The following is a 7,398-nucleotide window of genomic DNA, read 5'->3' as shown; positions in this document are numbered from 1 at the left end:
GCCGCCAGCAGGGCGCTTCGACGCGCAATGGGCCGCCGGCTGTCACAATGGCGCTGAACTGTGGCGACGTCTCCAAGCTGCCGGCTTTCGTGGATCCTTGCGCGTCGTCTCCGAATGGGCGGGCCGGCGCCGCCGCTCGGAAAAGATGGACGCGGCTGGCTTGCATCGAACGCCCTCGGCGAGGACCATTGCGCGCCTGATGACGAGTGGCCGGGACGCGCTGTCGACGACGGAGACGCTCACAATCGCAGCAATTGAGGACAGCGTTCCTGCTCTTGTCGAAGCGCGCGCCGCCGTCGCCGCGTTTCAAGCCACGATCCGCAAGAAAGCCGGCGACGACCTCGACGGCTGGATCGACCGTGCAAAAACCGGCCTCCTGGCTTCCTTCGCGAGCGGCGTCACAAAGGACCGCGCCGCCGTCGTGGCGGCGATCACGAACGTTTGGTCGAACGGCCAGACTGAAGGCCAGATCACCCGGCTGAAGTTGATCAAGCGCCAAATGTATGGGCGCGCAAAACTCGATCTCCTCGAAGCCCGGCTTCTCGGAGCGGACTGACGAAAAACTGCACCAGAATTGCGTCAGAGCCAACGCGCCACGCCGACTGACATTCGCGGGCTGATTTCGGCGCCGCAGCCTAGATCCGCCATGAGCTTTCGCTTCTTTTTGCGAACGTCATCGTCGACTTTCGTCGCCTCATCGTGGCGCGAAATCCCGAGCGATGTTGCATCTGCGCTTTCGAACAGAGCAACCTTGCTCTTCGCGCAGATAAGGTGAATCTGCTCATCCGCGAGGTAAGTAAGATCGAGAATTTTCGGCCTGTTTCCCAGGAACGGATCATTGCGAACGAGGTCTTCGACGAAAAGAAGTCCAGATTTGTCGACAATCACGAAATCCGCATCAGTGCGGCTGATCACCTCGGCGGCCCTTGCATAGGGTTGGACGAAGCGCTCGGCTTGAATGACGTGGACCGGAAGCAGAATGATCGCGCCGATAGCGCAACCGATTGCGAGCATTGCTCCGGCCTCCGGCTTTGCGCGGCCGCTTGTGCGCGTAGAGAGATCGATCCATCCGTAGGCCGCGAGCAGCGAAAAATTCCCGAGCAGCCCATGCATATAGCGATATCCCCAGCCATGACCCTGATAGGGAAGGACGACGAACATGGCGATGAGCGTGAGGCAAATGCCTGCAGCCAGCTCCCAGGCGATTCCGGAGCGGTCGCGTATTTGCTTGTAGGAGAGAAGGACCAAGGGAAGAAGAACCGGGTTCTGCCAAATGACGAATCGCAAAATGTTCTTCGCCATAAGGTCGGCGCCCGACCATTGAAAACTCGTCAGAAGAGCTACAACTCGGGCAATAAAATAAACAAAGCCGACTTCGTCCGAGGCGTCCATAGAGACGCCGCCCCATAGGGCGAGCAATTGCCAATAGCTGATCCAAAAAAGGAGAACGATCGCATAGCTGACGATATACGCCGTCGCCATCGTTCGTCGCTTCGATCTCCAGAGACGCAGAATGAAGGGCGCCGCAAAGAGCGGGTGGAAGATCGCTTGATGCAAACCGATCGCGAGCGCTCCGACGATGATCGCCGCCGCGTGTCCGGCTTCGTCGTCGCGGACAAATAGCCAGAGCCAGAGCATATCGAGGGCGAGATGGGCGGTCATCGCGTAACTCGTCATCGAACCGACGAGAAGCTGCGAGGATGTGGCCGTTATCGCGGCGGCGACGAGCGCTGGAGCCGCATCTGAAGGCCAAAGGCGCCGCGCGACAGCAAAGACTGCGATGACTGCGAAGGCGGCGAGAAGCGGATTGGTCGAGGCCGGATCGACAAAGCCGCCCACCGCTCGCAACGCCGCGTTCACCGGCAGATATGCGGAAACGAAGCCATCAACCCGGTCGATAGGGACCATGAATGCCGGCGCGAGCGCAGACGCAAAGGGCCGATGTTCTGGAGCGATGGACGCGATCAGATGGCCGGAGCGGAAAATCGTTGCGTCGAAGTCCGCCAAGATCTCGTCACGTGACAGATGATAGTCGTGGAACACCAAATGAGTTCCTACGACGCCGCAGATCAGGACGAAGAGCGCGAGCAGCGTCACGGCCATGTTGCGTCGAGATCGATCGTCGAGATCGATGAAGCTCCGGTGCAACTTCGGCCGTGCAATAGCTACAATTGCGAGAAGAATGGCAATGCCGACAAGCCATAGCGCGTCCTGGCTGCGGAAAAAATATGTCGTCAACCATACAAATTTCGGCTGCTTCGCTGTGGCGATTAGAACAGGTTCCGTCATAGACGAGATGATTACCCCGAAAAAAATGATCGCGATCGAAATGATCGTCACGCCCTTCAAAGTGAGGAAAAATGACGAGTTGCGGCCTTCTGTATCGGAAGCAGTATCGAGATCAAACATAATTTTACCTCTATTATCGGTGCTTCGGCTTTGACGGTCTATGGCTTCGGAAACGCGACCAAACCACGCAAAAGCGTCGCGTAGTGCTCTGCAGAAGCGCGCCAGGAATAGCGCGAGCGACAAAATTCGGCGCGCGCGACGCGCGATTGCCTTCCATTCTCCCCAGACTTGAGCAGGCGAGAGGTCGCCGCCCCGAGCGCCGCCGCGGTTGCTTTCGGCGTCTCGACGTCGATAGCTATCGTAGTCAGGAATGGTTCGGCCTCTTTGTCCGCGGCAGCGGTGTCGGCGCCGCAGACGATAGGCAGACCGCAGGCGAGCGCTTCCTGTATTACAAGCGGAAAGCCTTCACCGACACTCGGCAACAACAACACATCGGCCGCACGATAGAGCAATGCGAGAGACGGGCCGACCAACTCTCGAAACACGCGTATGTTCGGCAGCGTCCATTGCGAAGGATCAATGTCTCCCCAACCAGCGAAGACGAACAAGACGTCGTCGCGTTCGCGCGCCAGATGTTCGAGGTGAAGCAAGCCCTTTTTTTCTACGAAGCGCCCGACGAAGAGTGCGATAGGCGCGAAGGGGGGCAGACCAAGATCGGCGCGCGCCGTCGCCTTGTCTGCTTCACATTCAGGAGGGAAGAAAATCTCGGTGTCGACGCCGTTGAAGATGAGTTGAGGCGTGCGCGGACAGTGAAGCGTCTCGAAATAGCGCCGCGTCAAATCGCTGATGAAGACGATCTGGTCGGCTCGGTTCAGAACAGGTACAGCGATGACTCGATTGGCCACCGCCATGAGCGATCGGAGAATGAGATTGCGATACGGGACGATCCCGATGTGTTGCACGACGAGGAAAGGCTTGCGATAAAATCGAGAGGCGAAGAGTGCGGCGACGCTGGTCAGATAGAGCGCGTCATGAACGAGAACGACATCGGCGTTGCGCACTTCGGCAAAAATCGAACGAATAGCGCTCGGAAAAGGAAGCGGATAGGGAATTTTGGCAGTGAGTTCGACGATGTTCGAGGCCGGTAGCCCGCGCCGCTCCGGGTTCGATGTCTCGTCACGAAAAGCCTTTTTGTCGGTCGCGAGCCAGACGATTTCAAAACCCAGCGGCGACAAGGCTCTCGCCAATGCGCCCGCGACGATTTCGACTCCGCCGCGATGCTCTTCGAAGTAATGCGACAGCATTGCGACCCGGATGACCGGACGGCACATCTCGTGGCCAGTCGTCAAATCGGTCGCCATTTCATGCTCGTTTCGAGGCGATTGGGAAAGATGACTCGCTCGACGCCGTGACGATATTCACCGTCGGAGACGATTTCGCACGCATAGCCCGCACCACTCGTGAGCGTACGCCAGTCGTCGGCACGCAGATAGCAGGCGCTCACCATTCCATTGAAGGGAAGATTGCCGATGAGATCGAGCGCCGCGAGCCGAGCATCGTCGAACAGGCCCTCAGAAAGATGGTCCTTGATGTAGAGAGGACCTGTCCCGGCGACGCGTCGACATTCGCGCAGCAATGGAAGGCGAAGCGGAGTTGGAACATGATGCAAAACATTGAAGAGAATGACGCAATCGAAGGATTTGTCCGGAAACGGAAGCGTGCAGCCGTCATAAACGGCCGTTTCGATGTCGAGCGACGGTAGGTATCGGTTCTCGACGTCTATGGAGACGATGTGATCCAGCCCGAACAGCGATTTGATCGTATAGGCGAGAAGCCCGGTTCCTCCGCCGACATCGAGCGCACGTCGATGCGATTTATCCCATGCGCGATGGAGATTGGTTAGCGCCACATATTGATAGGCTGGCTTACGCCAGGAATAGATAGGCGCATGCGGCGCCATGCAGCGTGTCAAATCGTCGAGCGTAAAGCATTCCATGAAATTACCCCCGATTCGCGGAACGCGTTTCATGGAAGGGCGTGACGGCTCGTGACAACGCCCATCTCGTGCATAAAAAATTCCAGAGCGTTATGAAAATTGTGGCGACGGGTGCGGAGATCGCTGTGGGAAGATTGCCGAAATCGCCGAGGAGATAGAGAGAGGCGAACCAGAGCGGATAGTTGGCGAGCATCGCCGCAGCGTAGCGCGCCAAGGAAGCCCAGGACGCCGGCGCGTCGAATGTGATGGAACAGTGCAATCTGTACCCGATGATGAGTATGGGTCCAAATGCAAGAAGTGTCGCCCAGACATAATGGATGCCGACCAAACTGAAGGCGACAACCGACAGGTTGTTGAGAAGCGCGCAGAATCCGCCGACGAGCATGAAACGCGGCAATCTCATGGCGAGATCCGGGTCGGGCGACACAGCATCAGATAGACGCATGCATTGTCGCGCGTGACCCATTCCGGGGTTATCGCCTCTTCAATCAAGGCGCGTAGATTGAGCGCGATAGCGAGGGTTCGAGCGAAGAAGCGGCCGAGGACTGGCAGTTTTACGATGGCGTGGTAGCCGCAGGTCAGTCTGAGCAACGTCGTCCAGGCGGGTAGCCCGAGCAGAGGCACACATTCGATGGTTTCAAACCCGTGCTCGGCGAGTTCGGTCAGGAGTCCGAGTCGCGTCCAGCGCCGGTAGTCCTCAGGATGAGGATGATAGAACCAATTGCCATGGGTCGACAAGACTAGCCGACCATCAGATCGCAGGAGCCTGCGCGCTTCATGAAGATAGGAGCCGACGTTGGGAACATGCTCCAGAACTTGAAACGAGACGACGAGATCAGCGCTCGCGTCGGGCGCGTCGACGCGGCCGTTCTTATCGATCGTGATTTCCGCATCGGCGAAATCCGCTCCGAGATACGATGCGCCGAGAGCCTCGAAGATCGGCTGATACGGTTTGGAGCCGCATCCGAAATCCACGGCAATCGCGCCGGGCTTCACGATTTGCGCGGCGACCTTCTCGATACTGACGCGCATCGCTCGGAGCAGCAGCCAGTCCGTGTCGAAGATGCGGGGACGAAGACGGCGCTGGGCGCTTTCGGCGATCATCTTCACCTGCCTCCATTTGCAGCTCGATCGGAGGCGGTTTCGTCGCAATTGCGGCCGGCTGCGTTCAGAGTGGCGATAGGCGCGCGAGTGGAATGTCGCTGTGCATCGGACCAGTTCTTGGCTTCTGTTCGGTCGACGAAATTCGCTTCGTGACCATTGACGATCGCGAGCAGGAAGCCAGCGAGCGCATTTTGAGCGCCGATGACGATCAACGTCGTACCGACGACAGCGGGTAGAACCGTGCCGATGGGCTCGAAATTGCGACTCGACCAATAGCCGAAAACAGAGAGGAGAATAGTGAGACCGAGCGTGAAAAAGAGGCTCCCAGCGACGAGCATGGTCTCCAATGAGAACCAATCGACGACCTTGTCCTCCCACCAAGCAGGGGGACGAAAGCCTTGGCGGCGGCCATAGAAATGCGTCGCTGCGGCGAGAACTGTGCCGGTGTGTCCGAGGCCGAGCAGCGAGCCGGCGAGAATGATCCAGTAATTGCCAAAAGGCGACTTATTTTCCGCGAGGGCCGCGACGCCGGTCAGCGCCCATATCCCCAAGGAAAGCGCTATGGCCAAAATGGCCGGCACAGCGAAGGCCCAGGCGGGGCTGAACATGAGAAGATAACGCAGATGCCGCCATCCGTCGCGCCACGGCCGCAAATGCGAGGGACGATCGCGCCGATCGCGATGGAGCGTCACGGGCACTTCGAAGATTCGCTGCTGTTTGAGCGCCGCCTTAATAATCATCTCGCTGGCGAACTCCATTCCACGGCCGGTGAGATCGAGTCGTTCGAAGCAGGGGCTCGTTATGGCGCGCAGACCACAATGGGCGTCGGTGACGCCTGCGCGGAAAAACAGATTCAAGACGAAGGTGAGCGCGGGATTTCCGATATGGCGATTTTTCCAGGGCATCGCTCCCGGTTCTATACGCCCTTTGAAGCGCGAGCCGATGCAAAGATCAGCGCCCGCGTCGAGGCGGCGCACCATATCGACGGATTCGCGAAAATCATATGAGCCGTCCGCGTCTCCCATCACGAGATAGGCGCCATTGGCGGAGCGTAGTCCTCCGATGAGCGCAGCGCCATATCCCGGCTGCTCGACGTCGACGACCCGCGCGCCGAGAGCGCGCGCGATCAACTGACTGCCGTCTCGGCTTCCATTGTCGGCGATCACGATCTCGCCGGATAATCCGAGCTCGTGACTCATCGTCTCGAGCGCGTCCCGAGCATTGGCAATGCAGACGGGCAGGCAGCGAGCCTCGTCGAGACACGGCATCACGATCGATACGTCGATCTTGGTGGACGCGCTCCCTAGAACATCGACCTGCGTCATGATCAGAAGTCTCTGACAGCCATGCTCACGTTATGCTGAGAGATTGGTTAGTATTTCGTTAAAAACGGCGACAACCCGTCCGACCACGAGTTGGCTCGATGGAAATCGCTGGAAGCCGTAAGTCACTTCAAGACGACGCGCGCGACGCTTTCATGGGTTGAAATCGACGACGAACGATCGCCTCCGACGCCCGACTGATGTGGAATTTGTCGCAAGGGACACGAACGAGGCGGAGCGGCAACCTCGGGAAACAGAGAGGCGGACGATGGGCTGTAGGTCGAAGCGCGGGACAAGGCGCGCGCCTCCACCAGACGCTGGAGATTGGCAGCCCTCAGTCGGGGTCCCTCCGCAGAGGGACGACCAGCGCTCGGCGCACAGGTCATCGACATCGAAATCCACGCGCTGGAACAGGAAATCTCTCGGCCGGTCCGAGAATTATTTTGAGGTCGCGCGGACGCGAATGGACGATCCGACATCCGACGGCGCCGTTCGTGTCACTCTGCCGGTCTGGTGGGTCGGCGCGGGCGAAGGGCGCCGCGCCGACGCGCGAGGCCGCCATCGACGGGATGGCGCCCGATTGGCAGGGGTGGCGGAGGCCATCGCGCAGATTCTGTGTCGGGCGCCCGGGCGGCCCGAGATTTCGTCGAACGGACGTTATGGAACCCTTAGTGTCGGTCCGAAGAC

Annotated in this window: 8 protein-coding genes; 2 read left to right on the top strand and 6 right to left on the bottom strand. The window is 59.1% G+C overall.

The features are described from left to right. Nucleotides 1-556, top strand: a 556-nt coding sequence (locus tag A1351_RS06740) for a transposase (protein ID WP_245291594.1), incomplete at its 5' end; no start/stop codon positions are given. A gap of 23 nt (nt 557-579) precedes the next feature. Here the strand turns inward: A1351_RS06740 and A1351_RS06735 are convergent. The 6 genes from A1351_RS06735 to A1351_RS06710 are packed head-to-tail and all read right to left on the bottom strand — an operon-like array spanning nt 580 to nt 6,714. Next, nucleotides 580-2,409: a hypothetical protein gene (locus tag A1351_RS06735; RefSeq protein ID WP_157096138.1), complete on the bottom strand. Its 1,830-nt coding sequence runs from the start codon at nt 2,407-2,409 to the stop codon at nt 580-582. Nucleotides 2,410-2,447: 38 nt separating this feature from the next. After that, nucleotides 2,448-3,650 carry a glycosyltransferase family 4 protein gene (locus A1351_RS06730; RefSeq protein WP_024882135.1) on the bottom strand — a complete coding sequence of 401 codons (1,203 nt, stop codon included), beginning with the start codon at nt 3,648-3,650 and terminating at the stop codon, nt 2,448-2,450. Beyond that, nucleotides 3,635-4,285: a class I SAM-dependent methyltransferase gene (locus A1351_RS06725; protein WP_024882134.1), complete on the bottom strand. Its 651-nt coding sequence runs from the start codon at nt 4,283-4,285 to the stop codon at nt 3,635-3,637. The genes A1351_RS06730 and A1351_RS06725 overlap by 16 nt, the downstream gene beginning before the upstream one ends. Nucleotides 4,286-4,289: 4 nt before the next feature. After that, entirely contained in the window at nt 4,290-4,688 is a 399-nt protein-coding gene (locus A1351_RS06720; protein ID WP_024882133.1) for a GtrA family protein, read from the bottom strand. Next, nucleotides 4,685-5,389 carry a class I SAM-dependent methyltransferase gene (locus A1351_RS06715; RefSeq protein ID WP_064032571.1) on the bottom strand — a complete coding sequence of 235 codons (705 nt, stop codon included), beginning with the start codon at nt 5,387-5,389 and terminating at the stop codon, nt 4,685-4,687. The genes A1351_RS06720 and A1351_RS06715 overlap by 4 nt, the downstream gene beginning before the upstream one ends. A 2-nt stretch (nt 5,390-5,391) precedes the next feature. Further along, nucleotides 5,392-6,714: a glycosyltransferase family 2 protein gene (locus A1351_RS06710; RefSeq protein WP_024882131.1), complete on the bottom strand. Its 1,323-nt coding sequence runs from the start codon at nt 6,712-6,714 to the stop codon at nt 5,392-5,394. Between the two features lie 460 nt (nt 6,715-7,174). Here A1351_RS06710 and A1351_RS25615 point away from each other — a divergent pair. After that, nucleotides 7,175-7,398: hypothetical protein (locus A1351_RS25615; protein WP_210178241.1), on the top strand; the 224-nt coding region annotated here is incomplete at its 3' end.

The sequence above is a fragment of the Methylosinus sp. R-45379 genome (assembly GCF_001644125.1).
In the GTDB taxonomy this organism is placed as follows: domain Bacteria; phylum Pseudomonadota; class Alphaproteobacteria; order Rhizobiales; family Beijerinckiaceae; genus Methylosinus.
The sequence above is the reverse complement of the archived record's forward strand: the minus strand, read 5'-3'. Positions and strand labels throughout refer to the sequence as shown.

Bases quoted from the DNA above. Each gene is read 5' to 3' on its own strand.
- A1351_RS06735 (WP_157096138.1), bottom strand. From the start codon at position 2,409: ATGTTTGATCTCGATACTGCTTCCGATACAGAAGGCCGCAACTCGTCA.
- A1351_RS06730 (WP_024882135.1), bottom strand. From the start codon at position 3,650: ATGGCGACCGATTTGACGACTGGCCACGAGATGTGCCGTCCGGTCATC.
- A1351_RS06725 (WP_024882134.1), bottom strand. From the start codon at position 4,285: ATGGAATGCTTTACGCTCGACGATTTGACACGCTGCATGGCGCCGCAT.
- A1351_RS06720 (WP_024882133.1), bottom strand. From the start codon at position 4,688: ATGAGATTGCCGCGTTTCATGCTCGTCGGCGGATTCTGCGCGCTTCTC.
- A1351_RS06715 (WP_064032571.1), bottom strand. From the start codon at position 5,389: ATGATCGCCGAAAGCGCCCAGCGCCGTCTTCGTCCCCGCATCTTCGAC.
- A1351_RS06710 (WP_024882131.1), bottom strand. From the start codon at position 6,714: ATGACGCAGGTCGATGTTCTAGGGAGCGCGTCCACCAAGATCGACGTA.